Here is a 25,450-nt window from a genome sequence, read left to right on the forward strand (position 1 = left end):
CTACCACGCCGACGAGCAGGTCCTCTCCCTACAGCAGCGGGCTGGGTAGCTGTTGCGTCTTCTCTCTCTTTCTCAACAATGGCTCAACATGAGCGCAATCTTTCCCGAACTCCTAGGGATTACCTTCAGATCATGTATTCATCCCGAAGCGAGGTGGACAAGTTGAAGATAAGCGATGCGGTGGTCGCTGCGCATATAGACGACGAGGTGGTGCTGCTGCACATGGGGACAGGCAAGTACTTCGGCCTAGATGCTCTTGGCAGCAAGATATGGACCCTGCTGGAAGAGGGCAAGCAGCCGGAAGAGATCGTGGACGCGATCTGTGCCGAGTACTTGGTCGATCGCCCCACGGTGGAGCGGGACCTGCAGGCTTTCCTGGAAGTATTGGCTAGCAGGCACCTGCTGGAGGCCGGGGATGAGAGCTAGGTTGTACGATCTTCGCCTCGTGGCTAGGGCGTGGAGCGACTTGCTGCTCGTGGATAGAGTGTTGAATCGCGATGGGCTTGATCCCCTGCTGACCAAGATCGAGTCGACGGCTCCTGCTCACAGGGACGTGACTCGCCAGGAATTCGTGAGAGCTCGTAGGTACGCTCGCAGGATCGCCCTTGCCGCTCACCTCTGCCCCGTGGGCGCCAGGTGCCTCCACAGGTCCCTGGTGCTGCACATGTGGCTGCGACGTGAGGGCCTGCCGAGCCAGCTGCGCTTTGGTGTCTGGAAGGAGAACCAGGATCTACGCGCCCACGCTTGGGTGGAGTTGGCAGGCCTGCCCGTCAACGACGATCGACGAGCGTTGGCTGGTATCCAGCCGATGTTTAATCCGACGGATGTCAAGCCGAGGGAGGCAAGATGACTTTTGGGATAACTTCCAGCGCAGATACTCGTGCTGGCCAGCGCCGAGCTTACAGGGTGCATGGACTCAGGGTCAGCAGCGATCTTCCTCTGCCCATCCCGGAGTGCGTATCCCCGGAGACCGACGACCTGGTGGCGAGGCTGATGGATCACGGCTCGCCTCGGCCCACCGGGAAGATGGTGGCCTGGGCTCCCTGCCCCTTGCACGGGATGGATACCGCCGTGTACCGCGGCACGGACGGCACTTGGATCTGGCAGCGCGCGGTGGCCACCTGTCATGTGCACCCCGACCTGAAGGCGGTAGATATCTATCCGGAGTCAGGGATCGATCCCGAGGCGCTGGCCCTGTTGATCATGGGGCCCGTGTGCACCTATGTCCTATTGAGGCGTGGCGTGCCTGTGTTGCACGCCACGGCGGTGGTCATGCAGGGTAGGGCAGTGGCCTTCGTCGGTTCCCAGGGACAGGGCAAGTCCACCATGGCCTCCTTCCTCCTCTCTCGAGGTGCTAGGCTGCTCACCGACGATAGCCTGCCCTTGGTGCTTGCTCGTGGGCAGGTGCTGGGGGAGCCGAGCGTGCCCCTGATGAAGCTATGGCCGCAGACGGCCCAACACGCGTTGGGGCTATCTGAGGATTTGCCTCAACTCATGTGTGGCTACGACAAGAGGAGGCTGCTGTTGGATGAGCGCTGGCAGCTGGTCGAGCAGGCTGTGCCGGTAGATGCCGTTTACATGCTGCGTAGGCAGGATCCAGCGACTTGTCATGATATCAAGGTAACCGTGCTGGAGCCCACGCAAGCTTTCACTGAGCTGCTGAGCCACATATCTAACAGGTCTTACCTGTTGCCCGAGGAGGAGGCAAGGTTGGTACCGGTCATTGCCCACTTGAGCAGAGGTGGGCGCGTGAGGGTACTGACTTACCCTAGCGGCTTCGAGCATGCCGACGCAGTGTATCGTTCGATAGTGAACGACCTGGGAGGAGAAGCATGAGCGCTATTGCCGCGACCTACGCTCTAGACGGCAGGCCTGCCACTCCTGCGCCGATAGAGGAGATGCTAGCTGCCATGAGCTATAGGGCTCTGGATGGGACCTCAGTCTTCCCCGGCGATCGGGTGGCGATGGGGGTGGCCAAGATGGTTATCACTCCTGAGGAGGGCAGAGAGGATCAGCCTTTGATCAGCGCTCGCACGGGCTGTGTGCTTGTATCCGACGCCAGGTTGGACGATAGACGCACATTGATGTCCCTACTGGGTATCGATCCTAAAAGTGAGCCAACAGATGCCGAGCTGATCCTGCTGGCCTACGAGCGTTGGGGGCTGGATGCCCTCTCTAGGTTGCTGGGCGACTTCGCGTTCGTGCTGTGGGATCCACGCAGGCTGCAGCTGATCTGTGCCCGCGACACAAGCGGCCAGAGAGCCTTGTTCTACGTCCTCAGCGCGGGCGTGTTCTACGTAGCTTCCGAGATACATCCATTACTGAGGGTGACGGGTATCCCTGTTGAGCCCAACGAGGAACGCATAAGGAACTTTCTCACACCTTTTGAGATGTTCGCCAATGAGAAGCAGTACGAAGATACCTTTTATAAGGGGGTGTACTCGGTTGAGGCGGGCAGTGCCTTGGTAGTGAAGCCTTCGAGCCTCGTCAAGACCCGTTACTGGAACCTAGGCCCCCTACGGGAGGTGCGTTACAAGCGGGAGGAAGAGTACGCGGAGCACTTCCTGGAGGTGTTCAGCAGTTGCGTGGGTGACAGGCTTCGATCTGTGGGGCCTGTGGGGGTGCTGCTCAGTGGAGGGCTGGACTCATCCTCCATCGCCTGCACTGCTCTCTACATGGCACATACCGGTAGGGTCCCGATCAACGATAAGCTATTGGGCTTCACCTCCACCTTTGAGGGGCTCTCGTGCGATGAGCGGGATTACGTGGAGACTATACGGGATTTCTGGGGCTTTGATGTCCGTTTTGTCGCCAGCGATTCCTATGCTGGCAGGCTGGAGCTGGAGCCCGAAGGCTTCAGGGAGGCGCCCAATATAGGTATAGCCGGCGCTAAGAACAGTCTCTACAACCAGATCGTGGCCTCTGGCGCGCGGCTGCTGCTATCTGGGCAGTGTGGAGATAACATCATATTGGGCAGTCATCTGGTGTTCGACTCTCTCCTGCGTAAGGGCCAGTTGCGGGAGCTGCTCTCTAGGATGTCCTTCTACCACAAGGTATCTCATGACCCTTGGCGCAGGATATTGCTGCTGCACACCCTGCTGCCGCTCACGCCCTTGTGGCTCCAAAGAAGGCTGCTCGCCCGCTATGTGCGCAGGCAGTACCTGCGCCGATGGGATAGGATAATGCCTGACTGGTTCACGCCATGGATCAGGGAAGATATCCTGTCTAGGTCCATGGCCCGGGCAGTAGGGGCCAACATGACGCGCAAGTTCTCCAACACGGCCCGAGAGGAGGAGTATAGGCTGCTCTACCCACCCGAGGTAGCACGCTTTCCGTCGCCATGGCCTGTCGAGCACGCCAGGCCCTTTGCTGACCGTAGGCTGCACGAGTACTTGTTGGCGATACCGCCAGAGGTCAAGTACAAGCCCCATCCGGACACGGAGGATTTCTACGCCGGCGCCAAGCGGGTGCTGCGGGAGGCCATGAAGGGTATCATGCCCGAGACCATCCGCACTCGCACCTCTAAGACGATGTTCGAGGATGTGCTGACCTCGGAGCTTGCCTCTAGCTGGCACCTCTATGAGCAGGCCTTCGGGCCAGGTGCCAAGCCGCGTATAGCAGAGAAAGGGTACGTGGATAGGCAGTCCTTCTGGGAGGCCTTAATGGCTCTACGGGAGGGCAAGAGGAGGGCAGATGTGGTGTACCTCACGCAGGTGGTGGGTCTGGAGACGTGGCTGCGGTCATTGGAACAGCCGCAGAACCAACTCCTCTCCGTGGGGCCGTGCAACCACTTGATGGGTGTTCAAACATGAACAAATCGTCGATAGCTGCCCAAGAGCGCACCGGTATGGGCAGCAGCCTTACGGGACGCTGGTCGTGCCTCGGCGTCGCTGCAGAATCTACGGCACGGAAAGGAGGTGAGCAAGGATGAAGGATTACAAGAGCCCAGAGCTAAAGGAGTACGGTAGGGTCGAGGAGATCACGGCTGGTGCTGCCGGCAACAAGCCCGACTACGTAGTACAAGGCGGCCAGCTCGTCATAGACAACAACAACCCTACCTGCACCAACAACGTACCTTACGGTGCCTGCGTACGTATCTAAATTTGGCCTTTGGCCGGTGCGCAGCTTCGGCACAGGCATTTACAACCTGTGCCGAAGTATTTTAATGTCTTGTCCTCGACACTTTAGCTCAACCAATGCTACACCTATCCTGCAGGCTGAACAGCTACGATAGCTCTGGTGATGCCAGCTCTCGTAGGAGATAAAAATTGATAGGTTCCACAGAACACCTGCTAAACGTTAGTGATCACCACCGTGTTGAGGGTGCTTTTTACTCGATCTACGGCGTAGTGGTGCGCAGCGATATCCCTCTGCCCATAGATGCCGTAACGCAAGCCGCTGAAGGTACCTCCCTTACGTTCAGGTACGTGCGGGGCGAGCCCCCGACGCTATCTGGGAACATGGTTGCCGAACTGCGCTGCTATGCTCCCTGCCACGAAGGCCGAGTGGCCGTTCGCCTGTATAGAGATCCCAAGGGCTTCTGGCTGTGGCAAGATGCCGTGGGCAGCTTTCGCATCCATTCCGGAGGTCGACTGGCAGAGGTATATCCTAAACGAGACTTGCCACAAGAGATACTAGGCCACGTTCTCCTCGGATGGGTAAGTGTATTTGCGCTCCAGAGAGCTGGTCATCCAGTACTGCATGCCGGTGCTATCATGACCGAGAGAGGTACCGTGGGGTTTCTTGGCCACAAGGGACAGGGCAAGACGACTATGCTGGCCAACTTCATGGCGAAAGGTCATGCCCTACTCACAGATGATGCGTTGCCTTTGCAGGTCTCCCCAAGGGGTGTAATGGCAATGCCGGGCGTGCCGATTGTACGCTTGTGGTCCTCCACCGCCGAGATGCTCGGCTGTGCTGGTAGCTTGCAGACCCTCATCCCCAACTACGAGAAGAAGTACCTTAAGCTACACGATGGCTTCCAGAACAGAGCTGCACCATTGAGGGCCTTGTACCTGCTAGATAGGTATGAATCAAGACTTTGGCAAAGCAGTCAGGTGACCTTCACTCTGCTGGAAGGCTCTGCTGCCGTGGCTACCTTGGTCGCTCACACGGCCCTTCGTGCGTTGTTGCAGCCCGACGAAGCAGCCAGGCTGCTGCCGATGTACGCCGAGGTGGTGCGACGGGTGCCGATCAAGATCTTCAGTTATCCCAACGGCTTTGAATACCAGGATCTCGTGTATGAGGAGATCTTACGAGATCTGCGGGGCGCACCGTGAGCGGGATAGCTGTCATCTTCCGACTAGATGACCGTCCGCCTGCTCCTGAGGCTCTATGGGCAATGCTGGAGGCATCTGCCTACAGAGGTCCTGATGGCGGATATGCTGAGTTCCTAGGGCCTGTAGCCTTAGGATACCTGCATATGGCCATCGCGCCAGAGGAGGTACATGAGACCCAACCTCTCGTCAGCCCACTTACAGGCTGCGCTATCGTGGCCGATGCACGCATAGATAACCGTGAGGAAATGTTAAGTAGGCTACGGCACAGCACATCTAGGAACTCCAGCGATGCTCACATCATCCTACGTGCCTACGAAGAGTGGGGGGAGCAAGCAGTGTCTATGCTGCTAGGGGATTTTGCCCTGATGATATGGGACCCACGTAGGCAACGACTGCTGTGCGCCCGAGACAGCGCTGGCCGTCGTGAGCTATATTACAGGTCCAACTCTAGAGAGTTCGTGGCAGCATCCGATCTGCATCAGCTGATGCAAGACCCGTTTGTGCCCGTGCTGCCTAATCCGGATAAGGTTCACACGTTTCTTCTACCGTCGAGCGTGCTCTCCAGCGAGAAGCAGGAGGCTGCCACCTACTATGAGGGCATATGGTCCGTCGAGCCCGGAAGCCTTTTGGTGGTCGAACAGGGGCATGTAAGCAGCAAGAGATACTGGGATCTTAGGCCTCCGCATGAGATCCGCTACAGGCGGGAGAGCGACTACGCCGAACACTTCTTGGATCTATTCGCGGAAAGTGTGCGCGCCAGGCTTCGCAGCTCCCACAAGGTCGGGTTGCTGCTCAGCGGAGGGCTCGACTCCTCGTCCATAGCCTGTATGGTCCAGTTGCTCTATCGGACCGGTCGAGCTAAGGATGGTGGCTTTGCTACCTTTAGCACAGTGTACGAGGGGCTGGAGTGCGACGAGAGGCCACTTATCGCCGAGATACAGGATATGTACGGCTTCGAGGCTCACTTCCTGTCTCCCGGTGGCTATGCTGGCAGACTCCAACTGGAGCCCGCGGGTTTCCAGGTTGCGCCCAATATGGGGATGAGCGAAGGGTGGGATATCATCATGGGTGCTGCCAAATCAGCAGGTGTGAAGGTGCTCTTGACAGGGGATCTGGCTGATGCATGCATTGCCGGCTCTCCGCTGGTGTTCGACTCTCTCGTTCGGCACGGTGGATGGAGGGAGCTGCTGCGTCGCCTGCAAGCCTATCGTAAGATGTCGGGTGCTCCTCTACTCAATACCCTGCTGTGGGATTGCGGAGTGCCTCTGCTGCCCATCGCGCTGCAGCGCTGGCTGATGGCCAAGCACGTGTTGCGAGCCGCTCCCAGATCCCCCGAGAGGCTGTTGCCCGACTGGATGCCTAGGGAGTTGAGACGAGAGCTAGGAGCGATGGAGATAGGTCGAAGAGTTAGTGCTGAGCGTAATAGACTGTTCTCATCTCCTGCCAGACAACAGGAATATGAGCTGCTATACCCCCCTCCCCTCGAGTGCTACCCGGCGCCGTGGTCGTTACAGATCGCTCAACCCTTTGCCGACCGTAGGCTGCACGAGTACTTGTTGGCGATACCGCCAGAGGTCAAGTACAGGCCGCATCCGGACACGGAGGATTTCTACGCCGGTGCCAAGCGGGTGCTGCGGGAGGCCATGAGGGGCATCATGCCTGAGACCGTCCGCACCCGCACATCCAAGACCCACTTTGCCGCGGCCTTTGAACGGGAGCTGGACCTAAATTGGCACCTCTACGAGCAGGCCTTTGGCCCAAGAGGGAGGTCGGAGATCGCCGAGCGCGGCTACATAGACCAGGAGAAATTCTGGCAGAGGTTACAGGAGGTAAGGCATGGACAGCGCGGGCGCGACTTCCTATATGTGATGTACATAGTTGGGTTGGAGACTTGGCTGCGAGCCCTGAATCTTCCTCGTCCTCAGGTCGTCACTGTACCTCCCCCGTGGCATGAGCGGAGCGTAACGGCTAGCAGTGGAGTGGATGATGGCTTCTAAGCGCTCACAGATATCGACAAGCGAGCACGAGAGGTTGACGGTTGATCTGGAAGAGGCTAGGCGGCTGTACGATGCGGGCCGATATCAAGATGCCGAGCAGATCTGTCGCGCCCTGCTGCTGGAGGGAGGGGATCGCGCGGAGGCGTTGCATATGTTGGGGCGCATCATGTACAGACTCGGGCGACTTGAGATGTCGGAGGCTATGTGCCGGCGAGCTCTGACCTTTGCCCCATCTTCTCCCGATATCCTACTCACCTTGGGACAGGTGCTCTACAGTACCGCGAAGGTACCAGAGGCGGTGGATGTTCTTGAACGGGCACTTGATACCTCTCCAGATAACGTGGAGGCTCATGCCGTATTGGGTGCCGCGCTGCAGGAACTAGGGCGGTTCGAGGAAGCCGTCCATCACTGCAGGCTGGCGGTATCGTTAGATCTCGAACACGCACGATCTTACTTTCATCTCGCAAACGCCCTTTGCGCCCTGGGAAAGGTGGACGAGGCCAGGATTGCCTTCTCTAAGGCTTTGGAGCTGGACCGCAGCTATGGGGATGCTCACCGAAGATTGGCCCTAGCACTAGTGGCCGTGCATAGGTTGGATGAGGCGCGAAGGCTCCTGCAGGCCGCAGCAGCGATCGATCCCGATGATCCCGAGGTAGAGTTCGCACTTGCCTCCCTGGAGGGTCGAGCGGTCGAGCGTGCTCCGGAGAAGTACATCTCAAGCTACTTCGATAGATATGCTCAGGATTTTGACGCTCACCTGCGCAACGTCCTCCGATACAGAGCTCCTGAGCTTGTGGTAGAGGCCGCAAAGCGGCATCTGGATGAGGGAGCTCGTAGCTTGGAAGTGCTGGATGCTGGTTGCGGCACTGGGTTGTGTGGGCCTTTGTTGCGTCCGCTGGCCCATAGATTGGTGGGAATTGATCTCTCGGCTGGCATGCTGCAAGTGGCCCAAAAGAGAGGTCTATACGATGAGCTAGTGCAAGCCGAGCTGACCGAATGCCTCGCCAATAGCCAAGATGCTTATGACCTCGTCGTGGCTGCCGACGTGTTAGTGTACTTTGGAGATCTGCTGCCCCTGCTATGTGCCGCGAGAGGAGCACTGCGCACTGGCGGCATTATGGTAGCTTCGCTTGAGCGCGCTGATACCGAGGGTTACCTGTTGTTGCCTACCGGAAGATATGCTCACAGTGAGGGGTATGTACAAGATGTATCTCGCCTGGCCGGCATATCCCTTGTGGAGTTGTTTGATTGTGAGCTGCGACTGGAAGGAGGGATGCCTGTGATTGGCTTGATAGTGGTGCTGCGCGCATAACCCTGATCCATGCCCTCAGATGGCCTGTGTGTTCGTGGTCTGGGTATCGGACATCCTTGGTTTCCTCAACCTAAACTCAATCTCATCCTTACTTGTAGCCGATCTCTGGATGTTATCCTCATGATGTGGTGCCATCTCAGACCAAAGCAAGTTGTGCATGATGGTCCCAACGTGAAACGCCGAGATAAGCGTTGCTAAGTCTCCTGTACGCATCCAGGGAATCGGCGTGACCGCCTCACATATGTGGATCGAAGGGGGACGGTCGATCCTCAAAATATACGCCCAAGGGGAGGTGAAGAAGATGATGAAGCAGTACACAGCGCCCAAGCTTTTGGAGTATGGAGGCCTCACTGAGCTGACCTTGGGTCAGCATGGCAGCCTGCCTGATTACAATGTCAAAGGGCAGGTGATAGCTAACGATAACTGCTCTCTGCCCGAGGAGGGGCCAGGAAGTAGCGGCAACTCCAACCCCTTTGTTTGCCTTACAGGGTCGGTATAGAGCCTGTGGATCTGGATCGGTGCGTACGGTTAGGGGGAGGGATTTTGCCTCCCCGACCCGTGATCCTGATCGTTTGCTTAGACCAAGATAAGTCGTGCAGGAGCGAGATGAGACATCTACTTAGGTATTTGTTGGACAACAGAAGCCTTTGGAGGGTATGGCTACCCTTGTTGGTGCTATCTATGTGCACCCCGCTGCTGGCCATAGCCATACCCGTGGTCGAGAAGCGCCTGATCGATGGCGTGCTCCTAGCACGCAGGATGGACCTGTTACCAGGAACCCTCGCCCTATACGCACTGCTATGGCTGCTCACCTCGGTCATCGGGCTCGTCGCTGGGCCTTTGCAGACTTATCTGAACGAGAGGCTGAGCATGGATCTTAGGCAGAGACTTCTGGCCCAGTGCCAGAGGCTTTCCCTAGCGTTCGCCCGTCGGGAGCATACCGGCCGCACGATGGGGTTGTTCGTCAACGATACCCCAACGCTCGCCTCCCTCTTCAGTAACACCCTGCTGGGCGGGGTATCTAGCTTGGTCGCGATAGTCGTGGGGGTGGTGGTGATGTTTCGTCTCAACTGGCAGCTTTCCCTGGCTGCCGGGGTGGTGCCCCCGATCGTTGCCGTGATCGCTGCCGTGGTGACGCGTCCGTTACGTCCGGCTGCAAGGCGTGCCCAGGAGAAGGCTGCGGAGCTTACCGAGCGCCTGCAGGAGAACTTGGCGGGGCTACGTGAGGTGGTGGCCTTCGGCAGGGGGGAGTTTCAGCGAGCGCTCTTCGGCCGCACCCTGCAGGAGCTGCTGCGGCTGCGCATGCGCGTGGCATACATAGATACAGCCATCGGTGCTGGGCAGAGCATCTTCTCGCTCACCGTTTCCCTCGTGATAGTGGGTTATGGGGGGTACCTAGTGCTGCACGACCAGACTACCATCGGTACGCTCGTAGCGATCCGTACGTTGTTCTCCTACGTCTTCCAGCCAGCCGGGCAGCTGGTAGGCCTAGCAAGCAGCGTCCAGAAGGGCCTGGGATCGGCCGACCGCATCTACGCCTTCCTGGATCGCGAGCCCCATGTGCAGGATCTGCCTATCAGGAGTCTGGTCAGCCGTGAGATAGTGGGGGACGTCACCTTCGAGGGGGTGAGCTTTGCCTACCCGGGAGGGCAAGAGGTGCTCCACCAGATCTCCTTCTCCGCCAAGGCCGGAGAGATGGTTGCGCTGGTCGGCCCCAGCGGTGCCGGCAAGAGCACGCTGGTGAGCCTACTGGCACGCTTCTACGATCCACAGGCAGGGCGCATCCTGATCGACGGACGCGATATCCGAGAGATCCCGCTGGACGATCTGCGCTCCCGAATAGCGATAGTCTTCCAGGATACCTTTCTCTTTGCCACGACGGTGCGCGAGAACATAGCCTTTGGGCGTGAGGGAGCCACGGAAGAGGAGATAATCGCTGCAGCGAGGGCGGCTAACGCCTGGGAGTTCATCCAGAGCCTCCCAGAAGGGCTCGACACGTTGGTGGGCGAGAGGGGAGTAAGGTTCTCCGAGGGGCAGAAGCAGCGGCTGGCCATAGCTCGCGCCTTGTTGCGGGCGCCCACCATCTTGATCCTAGACGAGCCCACATCGGCGCTCGATGCCCGCTCGGAACATCTTCTGCAGGGAGCCTTAGAGAACCTGATGCGTGGGTGCACCTCGTTCGTGATAGCTCACCGCCTGGCGACGGTCCAGCGCGCGGACAGGATCCTCGTGATGGAGGGAGGGCGCATCGTAGAGCAGGGCACCCATCACGAGCTGCTCGAGCAGGGAGGTCTCTACCGCGAGCTGTTCGACCTGCAGTTCACCCCGCATGGGGGAGCGGGTGGGCAGCGTCTGCCCGCTGCGCTGACTTGAGCCCGAGGCCACGGATGATGACCCGGGAAGCAGCTACGATCAAAGACCTGCTCTCGCATGCCCGGCAGATGCAGCGGTCAGGGGATATCTCCGGGGCCGAGCGGGCCTGCTGGCGCGTGCTGCAGATCGACCCGGACAACTCCGAGGCCCTGCACCTGCTCGGGCTGTTGCACGGTGAGTGCGGCAATTACGGGTTGGCCGCTACCCTCCTGGGGAGAGCCGCCGCCCTGAATCCAGGCGATCCCAGCTATCATTACAACTTGGGCAACGTGCTCGTCGCCTCGGGACAGGTAGAGCAGGGGATAACCAGCTTACGCCGCGCGCTCGAGCTGAGCCCCAACTACCACAGGGCACACAGTGGGCTGTATGTAGCCCTCCACTACAGCGCGCTCTGCGATCCTCGGTCCCGCTACATCCAGGTTCTCGGCTGGGCCCGCAGGTACGCCGATCCCCTTACTCCCGCCCCCGCTACACCCGTCGACCCCGACCCCCACAGAAGGCTGCGCGTAGGGTATGTGTCGGGTGAGTTGCGCTGCCATCCGGTTGGTTACTTCCTCGAGCCGGTGATCGAAGCGCACGATCGTGCGGGCTACGAGGTGTATTGCTACAGCAACGATCCCCGGTCGGATGCTCTCACGGACAGGCTGCGGGCGCTATCTGATCGATGGCGAGATGTGTGGTCCCTGACGGACCGCGAGCTCTGCGAGCTCGTTCGGCGTGATAGCATCGACATCCTGGTCGACCTCAGCTGGCACCTGGGGGCACACCGCCTCCTCGCCTTCGCCCGTAGGCCGGCTCCGGTGCAGGTGACCTGGCTGGGAGCCTGTGGCACCACGGGCATGAGGGCCATGGACTACCTGATAGCCGACGAGCATCTGTGCCCTCCAGGTAGCGACGAGCTCTATACGGAAAGATTATTTAGGCTCTCGCGCTTCTACCTGCCCTGCAGACCTCCCCTAGATCTCCCGAGAGGTGCGCCCGCTGATCCATCAGGAAGAGGATTCCCCGCACTCGGCTGCTTCAACAGGCTATCTAAGATCGGCCCAGAGGTGCTCGACCTCTGGGCTAGGATCATGCTCGCCCTCCCCCGCGCTCGCCTACGCCTGATAGCCAACGGCTTACAGGATCCAATGATCAGGTCTCGCATCGTGAGGGCTCTGGAAAGTCGTGGCGTGGCGCCTGAGCGCATGGAGCTGCTTGGCCCGATGCCGAGGCCAAAGTTGCTCACTGCCTACAGCAGGATCGACATCGCTCTGGACACCTTCCCATATGGGGGATGTACCACGAGTATCGAGGCGCTCTGGATGGGTGTGCCGGTCGTCACGCTGGAGGGCGAGGATGTGGTGGGTCGTACTACTTCCGCCCTTCTAAGGTGGGCCGGACTGCAAGAGCTTGTGGCGGGATCCTCTGAGGAGTACGTAGATACAGCCCTGAGGCTTGCGGGCGATCCAGCCTCCCTATTGCGCCTGAGAGCGGATCTGCGATCGAGGCTGGAGCTCAGCGGTTTGGCCGATCACGAAGCCTTCACTAGAGAGCTGGAGAGGGCTTACAGACGCATGTGGCGAGACCTATGCCAGTATGTAGTTGCAAGGCAAGGAGGCCGATGAGCCAGAGGGTGCGATTGGCAAGGATAGCTGTTGCCTGCGTGCTGCTCCTGCTTGCCCTCGTGGGAATCTCCGGCCCAGGACACATCCTCCCCCAGTATGCTGAGGGCAGGCTGCTGTTCTCGTTCTCGCCCGCCCACGGCTTGACCGAGCTGGACGTGGTGTCGTGCGAGCTGATAGCAGTGGCTGGGTACCTACTCTACAGCGCCCTCCGTCCCAGCCGGCCTAGGGATGCTGCCCAGGCAGATCGCCACGCCAAGAACGGCCACCCATCCGAGGTAGAGGTCGAAGACCAACACCCCTACCTTGGAAGGAAATGTCAGCCTTGAGGCCATTAGGAGAACGGCAAGGATCCCTCCCAATGCCCCCAGCAGGCGCGATAGGCCGTTTCCCCTCAGCAGCTGGAGGGACAACGTGCCGACAAAGAGCCCATACAACGGCCAGCTAGTTGCCCACAGCATGTACGCTCCCCACAGGAGCGTGCGCGCTACCTCTACCTGGATGCCGCCCTCCGAGCGTGCCACTGCGGCGGCCGTCATCCAGCTGCACTCGCCCACCAGATGGACGCAAGTGGCCAACAGCGCGCTCGCTATCCCCGCCCACAGCAGGGGTCTGTTTTCCTCCTTGTGGGGACTACAAGCATGCCAGAGCCCGGCCAGAAAGGGCGGGAAGAGCAGGTAGCCTACCAGAGAGAGGTAGCTCCCGATGCTGCTTATCTTGCCGAGGCTAGCATAGAAGAAGGCTATCTGTACGGCCGTAGCTTGCAGCGAGGGCTCCTGTCGGGAACCGGCACGCTCCAGGATGCCCCCTACAAGCAGTAGCAGGGCGTAGAGGCTGCCACAGCCAGCTACCAAGCGGGTCCCTCTTGGGGACATGCCCTCACCTCCGCAAGATGCGTGGGAGCCTTGACTCCCCGCGAGGGCATTATAGTCCAAAGACCGAACCTAAGGAGCAGGTGGTCATTCTGTGGTCTCAGCTGTTGCACGAAGGAGAATCTCAACGAAACATCAACCCGGAATAAACCCGCCTAAGGACCGCAGGCGTTATCATGAACGCAACAGCTGAAATAAGCTATTGGAGAAGGTACATGGATAACAGTCAAGAGAACAAGGTGTTGGGACTGAGCCGCAGGCGTTTCCTGCGCGGGGCCGCGACGGCGACCGGGGCGGCAATGGCTGGGGCGTACATCAAGCCCACGATGCATCGTATCCACATGCCCGGGGCTTTAGCGGTATCGCCGCTGCCAAGTCCATCCCCTAGCGGGTCGACACCACCATCGCCCAGTCCATCGGCGTCACCCTCACCCAGTCCAAGTGGGTCGCCGTCGCCCTCACCCTCGGCTAGCCCATCGCCTAGTCCATCGCCTTCGCCCAGTCCGTCACCTAGTCCCTCGGCGAGTCCCAGCCCATCACCATCGCCCAGTCCGGGTGGGTCTCCCTCTCCCTCGCCGTCTGCTAGCCCGTCCCCAAGTCCATCACCTTCTACAAGCCCAAGCCCGTCGCCTTCTCCGAGGCCATCTCCGAGCCCCTCTGGAGGTCCCTCACCCTCACCTAGTCCATCGGTGGGACCCTCGCCGAGTCCAAGTCCTAGTCCGTCGGTGAGCCCGTCCCCAAGTCCTTCCGTCTCACCTACTCCATCGCCGTTGCCCTCGCCCAGTCCTGGGGGTGGGCCATCACCTATGCCAAGTCCATCGCCTAGTCCATCTCCCGGCGGTCCTGGGGCCTCGCCCAGCCCGTCACCTGGTGGTGGAGGTGGTGTACCATCGCCGCTACCCTCTCCCAGCCCCTCGCCGATCATCCCGAGGATGCCTAACACGGGCGGTGGGGGTGGTATTTGGGGCTTGCCCTCTCTGATCTACTACGCGGTAGTCGTGGGCAAGGGGGTGGATCTGTTGCTCCGACGTCGCTCAGATGAGGTCAACGGCCAAGAGGAAATGCATGGAGATGAGATTTCTCAACAAAACCTCAACGGTGAGTAAACATGTAGAGGTTACGTAAGTTCTAATATAGCCTCTAGCCAAAAGTAAAAGACAAGGAGGTTACTCATGCACGAAGACCGCGATCAGGAAAGATTCAACATAACTCGCCGCAAGTTCCTGCGTGGGGCCGCCGCGGCCGCTGGCGTGGTAACTGCTGGAGCTTACATAAAGCCCACGGTCAAAGGGGTGAAGCTGCCCACGGCCTTGGCGGTATCGCCGCTGCCGAGTCCTTCTCCCAGCGGATCGGCGCCGCCATCACCGAGTCCGTCGGCAAGCCCAAGTCCTAGTCCGAGCGGGTCTCCGACGCCCTCGCCCTCGATGAGTCCGTCACCGAGTCCGTCGCAATCTCCCGGGCCATTTCCCAGTCCATCGGCACCACCAAGCCCGAGTCCGTCGCCGAGCGCTAGTCCTTCACCTTCGCCCAGCCCGGGTGGGTCTCCCTCTCCCTCGCCGTCTGCTAGCCCGTCGCCAAGTCCATCACCTTCTACAAGCCCAAGCCCGTCGCCAGGCAATGCGTGCAGCCTGTCGCTCAGCGCCGATGCTACATGCTCTAATGGGAGTATAACCGGCAGCGTATGTGTGACCAATGACAGCGACGATGGCGGGTCCTGCAAGATCAAGGGCGTTACGGTGTACGTGGAGGAGAAGCCCAAGAAGGGTGGTTTTGGGTCCTGTGGCGAGCCCAACAACAGCGTAGTTACCCTTACCGGCACCACCGGAGGTAATAACCCGTTAGTCGTAGGTACTACTATACCTGGGCCTCAGGGTGCGACTACTTGCTTCACCTTGTCGATCTCCGATTCGCACATCAAGCCCAAGAACAAGTACAAGGTGCACATAGTGGTCCAATATGGTGAGCACCACAACTTCCCCGGCGGTAGGGATACGCAGACATGCCTTACAGTAGAATGTTAGCCATGAATCCGGACACAGTGCTGACGCGCCGAGAGGGCGTGTCAGCACACGATTTGGATGACGATCTGGTGCTTTATCCGCCGGGCAGCGACCAGGCGTTCGTCCTCAACGCTACCGCCTCGCGCGTTTGGTCCCTGCTGGACGGCCAAAGGCCGCTTTATATGATCGCGCTGATGTTGTCCGAGGAGTACGGCGTTGACCTGCAGGACGCACTGCGCGATGTGCTGGAGCTAGCCGAATCCCTGGCAGATGCCGGGCTGGTCCTAGAGGGTAGTTATCATGCCCCTTAGCGCCGAAGCTCCGAGCGTCCTGGACGCTCAATATAGCGCCCACGGCTTTCACGCAAGGATATGCGGCTCTCGAGAGCTGCTTGCGGGATTGCACGGCGTGTTACCCCTGGCCTTAGATGCCGAGGTCGCAGGCGATGGCCAGACGACAACCTATGAGGTGAGGAGAGATGCCTCTAGCGGCTATTGCCAGCTGCTCAGGGAGGGGTATCTGTTACAGGCTGTATCCGAGGGGGAGCTGTTGGCTTTCCTCGAATGGCATGTGATCAACGACGCTGTGGAGCATTTGAGCCACGACTGGCTCCTGCTCCACGCGGGGGCTCTTTCCAAGGCCGGTACAGGCCTGCTTCTGCCAGCCGTTTCGGGTAGCGGCAAGAGCACTTTGACCTTGGCCCTGCTCGGGGAAGGGTTTCTGTTGTGCTCCGACGAGTTGGCTTGCATTGATCCCCATACCCTGGAGCTTTCCCCTTTCCCCCGCAATCCTTGCATCAAGGGTGATACCTTGGAAATCCTTAGGCCATATCTACCATGGGTAGATGCTGCCGTCACTTCCGCTGAGTTTCTGGGGAGGAAGGTGAGCTACATCTCGGTACCTACTGAGGCGTGGGCTTCCTCTCCTGTCAGGGTGACCTCTCTGGTGGTGCCTCAGTACACGCCAGGCTTAAGGCCCGCGCTCGAGAGCGTCAGCAGGAGTGAGGTGATAGCTCTGTTGCTTGCGCAATCCTTCACCGTCAGGGCCTTAGGAGAGAGGGGCGTGTCCGCCACCGTCGAGCTTCTAAGAGGGGTCGATTGCTACCGCCTGCAGTACAGCGACCTACGCGATGCTGTTGCATTGATAAGACTCATCTGTGGTGGCTAACTCAACATCTTCGTAACCTTCTCGCAATAGAGGCTTCACTTCCCAAGGCTAAGATCTTGATCAGTTACTATCAAGCCCGCAGCACTTGGGCTTTCCCAGGAGAATCAACATGCAGGAAGCACTGGAGCTACAGATACAAGAGATCGATGTCAATCCTGCGGGGATGTATGCTGCCTGCAAGCGTGTGTTGGATGTAACAGGGGCTATCCTTATGCTCTTGCTGCTATCGCCAGTGATGTTGGCCTGTGCCATCCTCATCAAGCTCGATTCTCCTGGCCCGGTGATATTTCGTCAACAGCGCGTTGGCCAGGGGGGCAAGCTCTTCACCTGCCTGAAGTTCCGCACCATGTACGCTGATGCCGATCAATCGCTGCACAAGCAGTACGTGCTGGCCCTGATGAAGGCCGAGAACGATGCTCACCTGCGTGGAGAGGATGGCCTCTATAAGTTACCTCAAGATCCCAGGGTGACTCGGGTCGGTCGGTGGTTGCGGCGCACCAGCCTCGACGAGCTACCACAGCTCTGGAATGTGCTGCGAGGAGAGATGAGCTTAGTGGGGCCCAGGCCGCCTATCCCCTACGAGGTGGAGCACTATAAGCCGGAACATATGCAGCGACTGTTGGTCAAGCCTGGCATAACGGGCCTGTGGCAGGTGAAGGGCCGCAACAGGACGACCTTCGAGCAGATGGTGGCGCTGGACCTGGAGTACGTACGCAGACGCGGGTTGATGCTAGACCTGTGGATACTGCTCATGACTCTGCCGGTGGTGTTGTTGGCCAGAGATTGCAGATAGCGAGGATCTATAGAAAGGGAGAGATGTTATGAGGGGAGAGTTGAAAGTTGGAGTTGTGGGCTTCGGCTACTGGGGTCCGAAGCTGGTGAGGAACTTCTCTGAGATGAGCAATGCCAGGCTGGATTGGGTGGTGGATCTCGACGAGGCCAAGTTGGCCAAGGTCCGGAGGGATTACCCCAGCATCCACGTCACTACCAGCGTGGAGGAGATGCTCGCCTCGGACGTAGAGGCCGTGGTGATCGCCACGCCGATACGCACGCACTACAAGCTGGCCAAGCAATCACTGCTTGCCGGCAAGCACGTCATGGTGGAGAAGCCCCTCACCGACAAAACGGAGCATGCCCAGGAGCTAGTTGCCCTGGCGGATAGGCTGGGACTGGTGCTGATGGTGGGGCATACGTTCATCTACAACGCGGCCATACAGGCTCTAAGAGATATCATAGCCAGCGGCGAGCTGGGGGAGATCTACTATGTCGATTCGGCTAGGCTCAACCTGGGCCTGTTCCAGGCCGACATCAACGTGCTGTGGGATCTGGCTCCCCACGATGTATCCATCCTCAGGTACATCCTCGGCACGGAGCCTATATCGGTCAGCGCTCATGGCAGCGCGCACGTGCGTCCGGGAGTCCACGATGTGGTGTACATGGAGTTCGCTTTCCCCTACAACATATTAGCCCACGTACACCTAAGCTGGTTGGACCCTTGCAAGGTGAGGCGCGTCACGGTTGTGGGCAGCAAGAAGATGGTTGTGTGCAACGACGTGGCCGATGTGGAGAAGATACGCATCTATGACAAGGGAGTCGATCGCACCTACGTAACGGATAAGTTCAGCGAGTTCCATCTGGAGTACCGCTATGGAGGTGTCCACATTCCCTATGTGCCCTTCAGAGAGCCGCTAGCGGTTCAGTGCGAGCACTTCGTGGAGTGTATCCAGCACGGCACTAACCCCCTCACCGATGGCAGGGCTGGGCTGCAGGTGGTGCGCATTCTAGAGCTGGCCGATAGCTCTCTGCACGAGGGAGGCGTCAGGAAGCCCCTTATGGGCACCGTGAAGCACGAGCCCTCGGTGCATAGCGATGGCCGAAACCAAATGCTCATATCGGGGATGGCTCATGGCCACTGAGGTGATACTGCCCAAGCTAGGAATGAACATGGAGTCGGCCAAGATACTGCGCTGGCTCAAGCATGAAGGTGATCACGTAGTTACAGGTGAAGCCCTGGCCGAGATCGAGACCGATAAGGTCAACGTAGAGCTGGAGGCCGAGGCCGCTGGTTTGCTGCGCAAGATCCTCGTTCCCGAAGGCGAGCACGCGGATGTCAACCAGGTAGTCGCCGTGATAGCCGCCCCCGACGAGGATATATCCGAGATCCTCACGCGTGCCACCATATCTCCGCAGGGAGCCGGTGAGCATGTGGAACAGGTCTATGAGTCCTGGCACCATAAGCCCCAGGAGTCAATCCCAGAGCAGGCGGAATCCCCGCGCAAGCTGGATCCCCGCGCCATCCGAGAGAGGCTCAGGCAGAAGGGCGCCCTACCATCTGCGCAGAGCGAGCCGGCTCGCACCAGGATCGTGATCTACGGTGCTGGTCTCGGAGCCAAGCAGCTGCTCGAGGTCACCCGCCACCTGGATACCATCGAGGTCGTGGGGCTCATAGACGACAACCCCTCGATGCGGGGCGGAGAAGCTGGGGGCTACAGGGTGCTCGGGGGGTTCGATGAGCTGGCGCGCATGGCCCGCGCTGGTGAGATAGACGGCGTGGCGCTGTCCTTCCATTCCGAGGTAAGGCGTAAGGTCCACCGCCGTATATCCCAGGAGATAGGCCTGCGGATCATCCCACTGGTGGATCCCAGGGCGATCGTCGGCATGGACGTGACCATCGGCGATGGCGCGCTGGTGGAGGCCGGTGCCGTCGTTGGGCCTGGCACGACCATAGGTGAAGGCGTGATAGTCGACGTGGGTGCCGTGGTGGCCCACGACTGCTACCTGGGGGATTTCTCGCACCTGTCCCCCGGGTGCGTGCTCTCTGGAGTGGTCTCCCTGAAGGAGAACGTACTCGTGGGGGTTGGTGCTGCCATCAACTCCACCGTCAACGTGGGGCGCAACGTGATCATAGCCCCAGGAGCGGCGGTCATGAACGACGTGCCGGACGACGTCGTCGTCAGCGGCGTGCCAGCCAAAGTGATAGGCGAGAGCCGAAGAGGAGAGGCATGATGACAGAGGAACTGATTGGCTACTACCGGCAGATGCTGCGCATAAGGCGCTGTGAGGAGAAGATCGGCTGGCTGTTCACCCGCGGCCTGACCATGGGCACGGCCCACCTCTCGATCGGGCAGGAGGCCAGCGCCGTGGGCGTGATCGCGGCCTCCAGGCCCGAGGACTACGTGGTGAGCACCCACCGGGGCCACGGCCACCTCATAGCCAAGGGCGCAGATCCCGCCAGGCTAATCGCCGAGATCTGCGGCCGGGAAACGGGCTTCTGCCGTGGCAAGGGCGGCTCCCAGCATATAGCCGTCAGGGAGATCAACTTCCTGGGCACCAACGGTATAACCGGCGGGGGTATCCCCGTGGCGACGGGCGCGGCCCTCACCGCCAAGTACAGGCGTACCGGGCAGGTGGTGCTGTGCTTCTTTGGCGACGGCGCGGCCAACCAGGGCACCTTCCACGAGTCGCTCAACATGGCCTCGGTGTGGAAACTCCCGATAGTCTACGTCTGCGAGAACAACGGCTACGCTATGTTCACGCCCACCTGCGACGTTACCAGCGTCCGAGACATAGCCCAGAGGGCTGCCGCCTACGACATACCCGGCGTTACCGCCGACGGCATGGACGTCCGGCAGGTGAGAGACGTGGCAGCTGTGGCGATCAACCGCGCACGCTCCGGTGGAGGCCCCACCCTCCTTGAGGTCAAGACCTATCGCTTCTGTGGCCACTCTAAGAGCGATAACGGCACAAGATACCGGTCGAAAGAGGAGATAGAGGAGTGGCAGCGCCGAGATCCCATAGCTAACCTCAGGCGGGAGCTTGTGAGCTTGGGCGTGTCCGAGGAGCTGCTGATGGATATCGAACAGGAGGTACAGCAGGAGATGGATCGCGCGGTGGAGATGGCCCTGTCGGCGCGCTATGCAGAAGAGGAGGCCCTGAGCGGCGTGTACGCTCAGGAGCGTATTCCCAGAAGGCATCGTCGTGGCACAGAGATGATCGTCGGAGCTGCCAGATGGTAGCGCAGGTCAACATAGAGATGTCCTACAAAGATGCCCTTTATGAGGCGCTGCGTAGCGAGATGGAGGCCGATGATTCCGTCGTCCTCATCGGGGAGGATTTTGCCAACGGTGGGGCCTTTGGAGTGGTCGGTGACCTACTGGAGAGGTTCGGTCCGGAGCGGGTGATCCGCACGCCGATATCCGAGAACTCCTACGTGGGCGTGGGGGTGGGGGCCGCCATGACGGGCCTGCGTCCGGTCGTGGAGATCATGTTCATGGACTTCATCACCCTGGCGATGGATCAGATCGTCAACCACGCCGCCAAGATCCACTACATGTACAACGGCCAGTACTCCGTCCCCATAGTGGTGCGCACCCCGGCCGGAGCCGGCCGGGGCTATGGTGCCAGCCACTCGCAGAGCTTGGAATCCTGGCTCATCCAGGTGCCGGGGCTAAAAGTCGTGGCGCCAAGTGACCCCGCGGATGCGGGAGGGCTGCTGCGCAGTGCTATATGGGATCCCAATCCGGTGATCTTCATAGAGAACAAGCTGCTCTATCCCAAGAAGGGGCCGGTGCCCGAGGATATCCCCCCAGTGCCCCTGGGGCGAGCCAAGATAGTAAGGCGAGGGCAGGATATCACTGTAGTTACCTACGGCCGGATGGTAGACATGGCCTTGGAGGCGGCATCTATCTTGGAGCCGGAAGGGGTGAGTTGCGAGGTGATAGACCTGCGCACCCTCAAGCCAATGGACATCACCACCTTGGCAAGCTCCTTTGGGCGCACCCACCGGCTGGTGTGTGTGGAAGAGGGCACCGGCGGCATAGGCGCTGAGGTGTGCTCTCGCCTGGCGGAAGCGTCTTCCGTCGCCGGCAAGATGGTTAGGGTGGCTGCTAAAGATAGCCCCATACCATCTGCCGGCCCTCTGGAGGCGCGGGTCGTGCCGCAGCTTGAGGACATCATTGAGGGCTGCCTGAGGAGCCTAGAGGGCTAGACAGAAAGGAAGGAATTTACATGGAGCTTGACACAGTGATACAGGTACCGTTCGTGGATCTACGAGCTCAATACAGGTCTATACGAGAAGAGGTGTTGGAGGCGATTAGCAACACGCTCGAGAGCATGGAGCTCTTGCTGGGCCCGAACGTGCAAGCCTTCGAGCAGGAGTTCGCAGACTACTGCGACGTAAGGCACGCTGTTGGCGTGGCCAACGGCACCGATGCCCTCTACCTGGCGCTGAGGGCGTGCGGTGTGGGCCCGGGGGACGAGGTCATAACCGTGTCTCACACCTTCATAGCTACCATCGAGGCTATAGTCAACGTGGGTGCTACACCGGTGTTCGTAGACGTCGATCCCGCTACGTATACTATGGATCCGTCTAGGCTCGAGGCTGCTATCACCTCCAGGACGCGTGCCATATTGCCCGTCCACCTCTACGGCCAACCAGCCGACATGGATGAGATCATGCCTATAGCTCACAGGTACGGGCTAGCTGTTGTCGAGGATGCCTGCCAGGCCCATGGCGCCAACATCAGGGGGCGCAAGGTGGGCAGCTTCGGCGATGCTGCGGCCTTCAGCTTCTACATGGGCAAGAACCTTGGGGCGTACGGGGATGCCGGAGCCGTCACTACCAACTCTAACGCCATCGCTGAGTGCGTGCGCAGGCTGCGGGACCATGGCTCATTGCGCAAGTATGAGCACGTCGAGATGGGGGTGAACTCCAGACTGGATGAGGTCCAGGCAGCGGTCTTGAGGGTCAAGCTGCGATACCTGGACGAGTGGAACGCCCTGAGGCGTAGGCATGCCGAGGAGTACGCCGAGTTGTTGAGTGACCTGCCGGTGGAGCTGCCATCAGTGCGTCCTGGGGTGGAACACGTGTGGCACCTATATGTGGTGCAGATGAACGATCGCGATCGAGTCAGGGAATCCCTGGCCCGTCGAGGCATCGCTACGGGCATACACTACCCTGTACCCGTGCACATGCAGCAGGCCGCCAGGGGCGTGGGTAGGATCTCTTGCGATCTGGCAATCACGGAGCGCCTGGCCAACAGGATCCTATCTCTTCCTATGTTCCCAGAGATGACCAGCATGCAGGTGGCCTACGTGGCGGACTGCCTACGCAGGGTATTGGCTAAGGAGGTAAACAGAGTTGTCTAGTGTTCCCTATTCGTACGATCACATGCCCTTCCCGCCCACTGCTCACGAGGGGAAGGACCCTTACGTGGATTTCGCCACCAGGTGGTGGTGGCTGCTCCTGATAGGCGCCATTATCGGCGGGCTTGCCGCCTTCGCCTACCTGCGGTACGGCCCGGTGCCCTACAAGAGCTCGGTGTACATACAGGTCCAGCAGACCGGAACCACCCTCACCAGCAACGTGGGACAATCGCAGGAGGCTGCACAGAACTTCGCTGCTGAGCTGTCGGCGCCATACATCCTGGAGCAGGTCAGCAAGAACCTGCAGTCACAGCATATCCCTCTATCTCAAGCTCAGCTGCAGGTGTACGTCCAGAACGGCAAGATAGACGTGTCGGCAGTACGTAACTCTAGCCTCATCCGCATCACGGTCAGCGATCCCGATCCCGCGCGCGCCAAGGCTATCGCTAGCTCTTTTGGGGCGGTGGCCGTGCGTGTGGTGAACGACCGCGCCAAGCAGAACCTGGATGCGCGCATGCAGCAGCTGCAGGGCCAGATAAACTTCACCCGTGACAAGCTGGTCTCCGCGCAGCTCCAGCGCAAGGAGCAGGACCTGCAACAGCAGATCGCCGACGCGCAGAGCAGGCTGCTCCAGCTACAGATGTCCTACCAGGAGGAGCTGCAGCGGCAGCGCGAAGCCGACAGGAACAACCCCTCGTCGGCACAGGCGGATACCACCCTGCAGCAGCTAAGGAGTCAATGGCAGCAGACTCTGATCCAGCAGATCACAAACATCCAAAAGAACATAGATAACATGAACTCCGAGCTGTCCAAGGTACAAGCTCAGATCCAGCAGTTGCCTACTAACACGGACCCCACGGTATCTGCGGCGTTGGCAGATGCCTACAGCCAGCAGCTGCAGAGCCTTACTAACCAGTACGCTCAGATGCAGCTGGACGCGCATAACGCGGTGTCCCCGCTGGTGCAGTATGGGGGAGCTTCGGTGCCCATCGTAGCCGCGAGCAAGAAGAAAATGCTGTTGATGGGAGTGGCAGGAGGCGTGATCGTGATGGCCGGCCTGGCGTTCCTGATAGATAGCATCCGAAGACGGCGCAGGCGCAAGTTAGAGGTGGGTGAGGAGGATGAAGACCTTGATAGGATCCTAAGAGCGCTAGAACGGGCGGGAGTGCCTCGCGAGGCACTGGACGGCAATCCCAAGGTGAAAGCAGAGGGCCAGCAATGACCGTTGCCACGGACGCCTTTCGTAGGCAACAAGGCTCGAAGGTAGATCTCAGGCTGCTCTTGCTGCTGGTGATCGGCCTGGCGATGGTCGTGAGCATGGTCCTCCCCGTGCCCGGCAGGCAACAAGGCAGCATAGTCCTCGGCCTGTGCCTGGCCTCTATCCTGTTGGTGGCCAACTCCGCTGCCTGGGCTGCAATGCCTGTGTTGCTCACCGAGATGACCCTGTCCACTTACTACGTGGGTGAGCTGGGGATGAGCCTCAGGCTGCTCGTCGTGCTGCTGGGGTTTCTTGTGTCGCTACCTCTACTTAGACGGGTAACCCTCTCGGATCCCCTATGCAGGAGGGTGTTGCTCCCGGCTATATTGCTGCTGGTGATCGCTACCGCCGTCAACTCCCTATACTCGACATCGGATTACGTGATCAAGTACGCGCGCTATCAGACCACCCAGCTGCTGGCGATGGTGCTGATCATCGCGGTCGTGGCTACCGTGAGGGATGTGAAGAAGCTGGCCTTAGCGCTGGCACTTATAGGCGTGGTGGTGTCGCTGTCTTCCATCCTGCAGCACTATGCCCCCAGCATAGCTCTATATGGCGCGGGCAACGCGGCCACTGTGAAGGACTGGAAGGGACGGTCGGTGGGCTTCAGCACCAGCCCGGTGATCCTGGCCAACCAGGTGGCATTCGTCATCATGCCGCTGGTGGGAGTGTTCTTCTCGGGCGCTATCAAGCCAGGCATGCGGAGGATCCTAGCCTTGTTGGCGATGGCTTTGATGCTTGGTGGGCTGAACTTCTCTTACACCCGCTCGGCGTTCTTTGCGCTCGCGCCTGCTATGGCGGTGCTTGCGCTGTGTATGCGCGGTAGGACCAGATGGGTGCTCATAGGTTTGGTGGTGTTGGGGGTGATCGCCTTTCAGCTCCTCAAGGGTACCGGCCTTATAGGGTCCCGCTACTACAAGACCGCACAGGACGACCGCAGCGCTGCTTCTCACCAGGCGCTGTGGGATGTGGGGTTTGCCATAGCTATGGATCACCCCATACTCGGTATAGGTCATGAGCATTTCGAGGAGGTCTCGGCACAGTACGTGGACGAGCTCAATACTAGCCAGGACACGGCTGGAGGCGCCAGCGCTGTGGGCAAGGAGAGGCCCCACAACGACTTCTTGAGCGTATGGACCTCCTGGGGGATCTTCGCCCTCCTGGCTTACCTGGCGCTCTTCTGGGGTATGATCAGGAACTACATGTCCGCTCTCGATCACTCGGATGCCTTCCTGCGGGGGTTGGCTGCGGGCTGCATCGCTGGTGTGGTGCTTTACGCCGTCAACTCGGCCTACCACAACTACATGGACAGCAGCTCTGTGCTCTGGATATATGCCGGCTTCTCTGTGGTGCTGGCGCGCCTGGGAAGGGCAGACAAGCTCTATAGATTGTATGGGGCCTACATGGTTCGACGTAACATGACTCAGCAAGCTGGGAGGTAAGG

25 protein-coding genes and 2 pseudogenes are annotated in these 25,450 nt (G+C 59.7%); 25 read left to right on the forward strand and 2 right to left on the reverse strand.

Going from position 1 to position 25,450, the window contains the following annotated elements; genetic code table 11:
- The 11 genes from N2245_RS01255 to N2245_RS01305 all read left to right on the forward strand — a co-directional run.
- The coding region (locus N2245_RS01255; protein ID WP_494534922.1) for a PqqD family protein at positions 1 to 426 on the forward strand (426 nt) is incomplete at its 5' end.
- A complete protein-coding gene (locus N2245_RS01260) occupies positions 416 to 850 on the forward strand; it encodes a lasso peptide biosynthesis B2 protein (protein ID WP_494534923.1) in 435 nt (144 codons plus the stop codon). The genes N2245_RS01255 and N2245_RS01260, both read left to right, overlap by 11 nt.
- Positions 847 to 1,836, forward strand: coding sequence for a hypothetical protein (locus N2245_RS01265; RefSeq protein ID WP_494534924.1), 990 nt, complete (start codon positions 847 to 849; stop codon positions 1,834 to 1,836). Before N2245_RS01260 ends, N2245_RS01265 begins: the two co-directional genes overlap by 4 nt.
- Positions 1,833 to 3,812 (forward strand): asparagine synthase-related protein, encoded by a 1,980-nt coding sequence (locus N2245_RS01270; protein WP_494534925.1) that lies wholly within the window; start codon positions 1,833 to 1,835, stop codon positions 3,810 to 3,812. Before N2245_RS01265 ends, N2245_RS01270 begins: the two co-directional genes overlap by 4 nt.
- A gap of 115 nt (positions 3,813 to 3,927) precedes the next feature.
- Positions 3,928 to 4,101 carry a hypothetical protein gene (locus N2245_RS01275; RefSeq protein ID WP_494534926.1) on the forward strand — a complete coding sequence of 58 codons (174 nt, stop codon included), beginning with the start codon at positions 3,928 to 3,930 and terminating at the stop codon, positions 4,099 to 4,101.
- A gap of 167 nt (positions 4,102 to 4,268) precedes the next feature.
- The gene (locus N2245_RS01280; protein ID WP_494534927.1) at positions 4,269 to 5,279 is read left to right on the forward strand and encodes a hypothetical protein; all 1,011 of its coding nucleotides are present in this window, start codon (positions 4,269 to 4,271) and stop codon (positions 5,277 to 5,279) included.
- On the forward strand, positions 5,276 to 7,276 hold the full coding sequence (locus tag N2245_RS01285; protein ID WP_494534928.1) for an asparagine synthase-related protein: 2,001 nt from the start codon (positions 5,276 to 5,278) through the stop codon (positions 7,274 to 7,276). Before N2245_RS01280 ends, N2245_RS01285 begins: the two co-directional genes overlap by 4 nt.
- The gene (locus tag N2245_RS01290) at positions 7,266 to 8,588 is read left to right on the forward strand and encodes a class I SAM-dependent DNA methyltransferase (protein ID WP_494534929.1); all 1,323 of its coding nucleotides are present in this window, start codon (positions 7,266 to 7,268) and stop codon (positions 8,586 to 8,588) included. Before N2245_RS01285 ends, N2245_RS01290 begins: the two co-directional genes overlap by 11 nt.
- A 301-nt stretch (positions 8,589 to 8,889) precedes the next feature.
- Entirely contained in the window at positions 8,890 to 9,087 is a 198-nt protein-coding gene (locus tag N2245_RS01295) for a lasso RiPP family leader peptide-containing protein (protein WP_494534930.1), read from the forward strand.
- Positions 9,088 to 9,194: 107 nt separating this feature from the next.
- The gene (locus N2245_RS01300) at positions 9,195 to 10,961 is read left to right on the forward strand and encodes an ABC transporter ATP-binding protein (protein WP_494534931.1); all 1,767 of its coding nucleotides are present in this window, start codon (positions 9,195 to 9,197) and stop codon (positions 10,959 to 10,961) included.
- A gap of 14 nt (positions 10,962 to 10,975) precedes the next feature.
- Complete coding sequence (locus N2245_RS01305; protein ID WP_494534932.1) at positions 10,976 to 12,568, forward strand: O-linked N-acetylglucosamine transferase, SPINDLY family protein; 1,593 nt, start codon at positions 10,976 to 10,978, stop codon at positions 12,566 to 12,568.
- 191 nt (positions 12,569 to 12,759) lie between these two features.
- Here N2245_RS01305 and N2245_RS01310 read toward each other — a convergent pair whose 3' ends face one another.
- Positions 12,760 to 13,440 (reverse strand): hypothetical protein, encoded by a 681-nt coding sequence (locus N2245_RS01310; RefSeq protein WP_494534933.1) that lies wholly within the window; start codon positions 13,438 to 13,440, stop codon positions 12,760 to 12,762.
- Positions 13,441 to 13,652: 212 nt separating this feature from the next.
- Here N2245_RS01310 and N2245_RS01315 point away from each other — a divergent pair.
- The 3 genes and pseudogenes from N2245_RS01315 to N2245_RS01325 form a co-directional block, all read left to right on the forward strand.
- A pseudogene (locus N2245_RS01315) lies at positions 13,653 to 13,718 on the forward strand (hypothetical protein); the annotation flags it as partial.
- Between the two features lie 651 nt (positions 13,719 to 14,369).
- A complete protein-coding gene (locus tag N2245_RS01320) occupies positions 14,370 to 14,543 on the forward strand; it encodes a hypothetical protein (protein WP_494534952.1) in 174 nt (57 codons plus the stop codon).
- Positions 14,544 to 14,609: 66 nt separating this feature from the next.
- Positions 14,610 to 14,687: pseudogene (locus N2245_RS01325) on the forward strand (twin-arginine translocation signal domain-containing protein); the annotation flags it as partial.
- Positions 14,688 to 14,704: 17 nt separating this feature from the next.
- Here the strand turns inward: N2245_RS01325 and N2245_RS01330 are convergent.
- On the reverse strand, positions 14,705 to 15,130 hold the full coding sequence (locus N2245_RS01330; RefSeq protein WP_494534953.1) for a hypothetical protein: 426 nt from the start codon (positions 15,128 to 15,130) through the stop codon (positions 14,705 to 14,707).
- On the opposite strand from N2245_RS01330, the gene N2245_RS01335 reads away from it, so the two are divergent.
- The 11 genes from N2245_RS01335 to N2245_RS01385 all read left to right on the forward strand — a co-directional run bounded on the left by N2245_RS01335 (position 15,123) and on the right by N2245_RS01385 (position 25,448).
- Positions 15,123 to 15,458 carry a hypothetical protein gene (locus N2245_RS01335; protein WP_494534954.1) on the forward strand — a complete coding sequence of 112 codons (336 nt, stop codon included), beginning with the start codon at positions 15,123 to 15,125 and terminating at the stop codon, positions 15,456 to 15,458. The genes N2245_RS01330 and N2245_RS01335 overlap by 8 nt on opposite strands.
- The gene (locus tag N2245_RS01340; protein ID WP_494534934.1) at positions 15,437 to 15,748 is read left to right on the forward strand and encodes a PqqD family protein; all 312 of its coding nucleotides are present in this window, start codon (positions 15,437 to 15,439) and stop codon (positions 15,746 to 15,748) included. The genes N2245_RS01335 and N2245_RS01340 overlap by 22 nt, the downstream gene beginning before the upstream one ends.
- Positions 15,738 to 16,604, forward strand: a complete 867-nt coding sequence (locus tag N2245_RS01345; RefSeq protein WP_494534935.1) for a hypothetical protein — start codon at positions 15,738 to 15,740, stop codon at positions 16,602 to 16,604. The genes N2245_RS01340 and N2245_RS01345 overlap by 11 nt, the downstream gene beginning before the upstream one ends.
- 109 nt (positions 16,605 to 16,713) lie before the next feature.
- On the forward strand, positions 16,714 to 17,397 hold the full coding sequence (locus tag N2245_RS01350; RefSeq protein ID WP_494534936.1) for a sugar transferase: 684 nt from the start codon (positions 16,714 to 16,716) through the stop codon (positions 17,395 to 17,397).
- A 28-nt stretch (positions 17,398 to 17,425) separates the two neighbouring features.
- On the forward strand, positions 17,426 to 18,520 hold the full coding sequence (locus N2245_RS01355) for a Gfo/Idh/MocA family protein (protein WP_494534937.1): 1,095 nt from the start codon (positions 17,426 to 17,428) through the stop codon (positions 18,518 to 18,520).
- Positions 18,510 to 19,610, forward strand: coding sequence for a NeuD/PglB/VioB family sugar acetyltransferase (locus tag N2245_RS01360; RefSeq protein ID WP_494534938.1), 1,101 nt, complete (start codon positions 18,510 to 18,512; stop codon positions 19,608 to 19,610). Before N2245_RS01355 ends, N2245_RS01360 begins: the two co-directional genes overlap by 11 nt.
- Entirely contained in the window at positions 19,610 to 20,620 is a 1,011-nt protein-coding gene (locus N2245_RS01365) for a thiamine pyrophosphate-dependent dehydrogenase E1 component subunit alpha (protein WP_494534939.1), read from the forward strand. The genes N2245_RS01360 and N2245_RS01365 overlap by 1 nt, the downstream gene beginning before the upstream one ends.
- Entirely contained in the window at positions 20,614 to 21,591 is a 978-nt protein-coding gene (locus N2245_RS01370; protein ID WP_494534940.1) for an alpha-ketoacid dehydrogenase subunit beta, read from the forward strand. Before N2245_RS01365 ends, N2245_RS01370 begins: the two co-directional genes overlap by 7 nt.
- Before the next feature lie 20 nt (positions 21,592 to 21,611).
- Positions 21,612 to 22,751, forward strand: a complete 1,140-nt coding sequence (locus N2245_RS01375) for a DegT/DnrJ/EryC1/StrS family aminotransferase (RefSeq protein WP_494534941.1) — start codon at positions 21,612 to 21,614, stop codon at positions 22,749 to 22,751.
- Entirely contained in the window at positions 22,744 to 23,970 is a 1,227-nt protein-coding gene (locus N2245_RS01380; protein ID WP_494534942.1) for a GumC domain-containing protein, read from the forward strand. The genes N2245_RS01375 and N2245_RS01380 overlap by 8 nt, the downstream gene beginning before the upstream one ends.
- The gene (locus tag N2245_RS01385) at positions 23,967 to 25,448 is read left to right on the forward strand and encodes an O-antigen ligase family protein (RefSeq protein WP_494534943.1); all 1,482 of its coding nucleotides are present in this window, start codon (positions 23,967 to 23,969) and stop codon (positions 25,446 to 25,448) included. Before N2245_RS01380 ends, N2245_RS01385 begins: the two co-directional genes overlap by 4 nt.
- Positions 25,449 to 25,450: the final 2 nt, after the last annotated feature.

The organism is Thermobaculum sp. T2p (genome assembly GCF_059335935.1).

What these genes read in the sequence shown, in the direction of transcription:
- N2245_RS01270 (WP_494534925.1), top strand. Translation starts at nt 1,833, where the DNA reads ATGAGCGCTATTGCCGCGACCTACGCTCTAGACGGCAGGCCTGCCACT.
- N2245_RS01305 (WP_494534932.1), top strand. Translation starts at nt 10,976, where the DNA reads ATGATGACCCGGGAAGCAGCTACGATCAAAGACCTGCTCTCGCATGCC.
- N2245_RS01370 (WP_494534940.1), top strand. Translation starts at nt 20,614, where the DNA reads ATGGTAGCGCAGGTCAACATAGAGATGTCCTACAAAGATGCCCTTTAT.
- N2245_RS01265 (WP_494534924.1), top strand. Translation starts at nt 847, where the DNA reads ATGACTTTTGGGATAACTTCCAGCGCAGATACTCGTGCTGGCCAGCGC.
- N2245_RS01375 (WP_494534941.1), top strand. Translation starts at nt 21,612, where the DNA reads ATGGAGCTTGACACAGTGATACAGGTACCGTTCGTGGATCTACGAGCT.
- N2245_RS01340 (WP_494534934.1), top strand. Translation starts at nt 15,437, where the DNA reads ATGCCTTACAGTAGAATGTTAGCCATGAATCCGGACACAGTGCTGACG.
- N2245_RS01350 (WP_494534936.1), top strand. Translation starts at nt 16,714, where the DNA reads ATGCAGGAAGCACTGGAGCTACAGATACAAGAGATCGATGTCAATCCT.
- N2245_RS01320 (WP_494534952.1), top strand. Translation starts at nt 14,370, where the DNA reads ATGCCTAACACGGGCGGTGGGGGTGGTATTTGGGGCTTGCCCTCTCTG.
- N2245_RS01365 (WP_494534939.1), top strand. Translation starts at nt 19,610, where the DNA reads ATGACAGAGGAACTGATTGGCTACTACCGGCAGATGCTGCGCATAAGG.
- N2245_RS01275 (WP_494534926.1), top strand. Translation starts at nt 3,928, where the DNA reads ATGAAGGATTACAAGAGCCCAGAGCTAAAGGAGTACGGTAGGGTCGAG.
- N2245_RS01260 (WP_494534923.1), top strand. Translation starts at nt 416, where the DNA reads ATGAGAGCTAGGTTGTACGATCTTCGCCTCGTGGCTAGGGCGTGGAGC.
- N2245_RS01385 (WP_494534943.1), top strand. Translation starts at nt 23,967, where the DNA reads ATGACCGTTGCCACGGACGCCTTTCGTAGGCAACAAGGCTCGAAGGTA.
- N2245_RS01290 (WP_494534929.1), top strand. Translation starts at nt 7,266, where the DNA reads ATGGCTTCTAAGCGCTCACAGATATCGACAAGCGAGCACGAGAGGTTG.
- N2245_RS01360 (WP_494534938.1), top strand. Translation starts at nt 18,510, where the DNA reads ATGGCCACTGAGGTGATACTGCCCAAGCTAGGAATGAACATGGAGTCG.
- N2245_RS01300 (WP_494534931.1), top strand. Translation starts at nt 9,195, where the DNA reads ATGAGACATCTACTTAGGTATTTGTTGGACAACAGAAGCCTTTGGAGG.
- N2245_RS01355 (WP_494534937.1), top strand. Translation starts at nt 17,426, where the DNA reads ATGAGGGGAGAGTTGAAAGTTGGAGTTGTGGGCTTCGGCTACTGGGGT.
- N2245_RS01345 (WP_494534935.1), top strand. Translation starts at nt 15,738, where the DNA reads ATGCCCCTTAGCGCCGAAGCTCCGAGCGTCCTGGACGCTCAATATAGC.
- N2245_RS01295 (WP_494534930.1), top strand. Translation starts at nt 8,890, where the DNA reads ATGATGAAGCAGTACACAGCGCCCAAGCTTTTGGAGTATGGAGGCCTC.
- N2245_RS01310 (WP_494534933.1), bottom strand. Translation starts at nt 13,440, where the DNA reads ATGTCCCCAAGAGGGACCCGCTTGGTAGCTGGCTGTGGCAGCCTCTAC.